The 1,758-nt window shown below is 38.4% G+C and carries 1 protein-coding gene; it reads right to left on the bottom strand.

Annotated elements, in window-relative coordinates; translation table 11 throughout:
- Positions 1–142: 142 nt before the first annotated feature.
- On the bottom strand, positions 143–1,615 hold the full coding sequence (locus DWX43_RS26710; protein ID WP_118623106.1) for a transposase: 1,473 nt from the start codon (positions 1,613–1,615) through the stop codon (positions 143–145).
- Positions 1,616–1,758 lie beyond the last annotated feature (143 nt).

Below are 1,758 nucleotides of genomic sequence, written 5' to 3'. Positions count from 1 at the left end.
TAGGTAATTGCGAAACACATTCCTAAAACTTGCGTAAAAGAGATAAACGTTCTATCTTACAGATATTTTAATGCAGAAAATAAAAAACACTTGATTTTGGGCACAACAAATAAGCCTCATCTAGCTATGAAGTTGGTAAGTCCTATGCAATAAGAGGTTTCAGACTGCGAATATATTCATGATGTTTAATTTTATCTGCAAGCACTACGGTTATCAGTTGCGTAATGCCTGCAAGTATTAAATCGGCGTGCAACGTGTTTTCGTTTTGTGTACGACGACCTGCCAGGCAGAGGTTTGCTTTGATATGATTGATGTCCCGCTCTACGACAGTTCGAATTTTATAGGTGTTATCCCATTCTTTAGTGCCACGGATAGTGCCAGGAAATGCACGCAGATCCTTTTCTGGATAAATGTAAATCATTCTTCCACAAGGGGATGTGGTACAAGGGTTGTCACATTGGCAACGGCGGTGATAGTTTCCATCTTCACATTTTATATATTTCATTTTCGGGCAGACAAACTTGAAAGTTGGAAGTCCACAGCGAAGATGAGAAGTATTTCCTTCAGGTTTCATTGGAAGTGAGGGATCATGTGGACAGCAAGGGATGCCATTGTCATTGATCGTGTAGTCTATGTTCTCTAAATGAGAGCGTGAATTAAGTGGGATATATGCTTTTGAAAAATGCTTATCAATACCAAAGGTATCACCAGAAAGTAATTCTTTGTATAACTGAACAGAGTCGAAAGAGGCATCGCCCAGAAAAACTTTGGGATTGATCAGTGGGTGCTTTGCAAAAAAATCTTTCAAGGTTGGAACAAGAAGTTTTGAGTCATGGACAGATTTATCTTCATCGGGAGAATCCGTTTTCTTTTCTACGACAATATCAGGATGCGATACTATGAAATCCTTGTTGTAAAAGGAAATATGGCGAATAATTCCAAGTCCGTTGGTGACAATGCCAAACTTGAAAACATAACAAAAATGTCCATTGATGTAAAGCTGTTTGATTTCAGGATTAGCAGAAGCATGAGAAGGCATAGCACCATACGCAGCTTTATAAGGATCATATGATTTATCATAGCCCTTGGATTTGGCATAAGCCTTAAGCTGCTTGATAATCCGGTTTGCGTATTTCGGATTATTTTCAGTGACAAAAGCTTCAATTCCAGAAGAATCAAAAATGGTCATATCAGCTTTGGCGGAATCAATAGCCTGACAGATTGGTTCCGTAAGATCCACAAGATGCTCGAACACGGACTGTAGATCATCTAAGAAATCCTGTTTAAATCGAGTGATTTTAGAGGCATCAGGAACTTTATCAAAACCGCAGAAATCACGAAGCGGTTTGGAGTATGCAAGGAAGACCAACAAGAGTTGGTCAGTAGGAATAGAAAAAATACGTTGAATAATCAAGGCCCATAAAAAGGCTTGCAAAGAGTATTTACGGGTTCTGCCCGTTGATGCATAAAAATGGTTTCTAAAGGAAATCGGAATAATTTCATCAATGTCGATATGAGTTTCTAATAGAGAGAGAAACGCAGGTTTGTCATTATCAAGTTTTTCTTGGCAATCTGTAAAAATTTCTGCCAAAGAAAGCTGTTTATATGGTATCATAGGTATCAGAATAACTCCTTTCTTGGGTGATGGTTTTTAGTTTTTAGTCAACTCTATTATACCATATCCAGTGAGGGGTTATTTGTTTTTCATAACAGAAAAATGCCGTATTCATGCGGCTTGTGGCGTTTCGCAAACGCCTA

Source organism: Clostridium sp. AF19-22AC, assembly GCF_003479085.1.
Taxonomy (GTDB): domain Bacteria; phylum Bacillota; class Clostridia; order Lachnospirales; family Lachnospiraceae; genus Faecalicatena_A; species Faecalicatena_A orotica.
The sequence above is the reverse complement of the archived record's forward strand: the minus strand, read 5'-3'. Positions and strand labels throughout refer to the sequence as shown.

Bases quoted from the DNA above. Each gene is read 5' to 3' on its own strand.
- DWX43_RS26710 (WP_118623106.1), bottom strand. From the start codon at position 1,615: ATGATACCATATAAACAGCTTTCTTTGGCAGAAATTTTTACAGATTGC.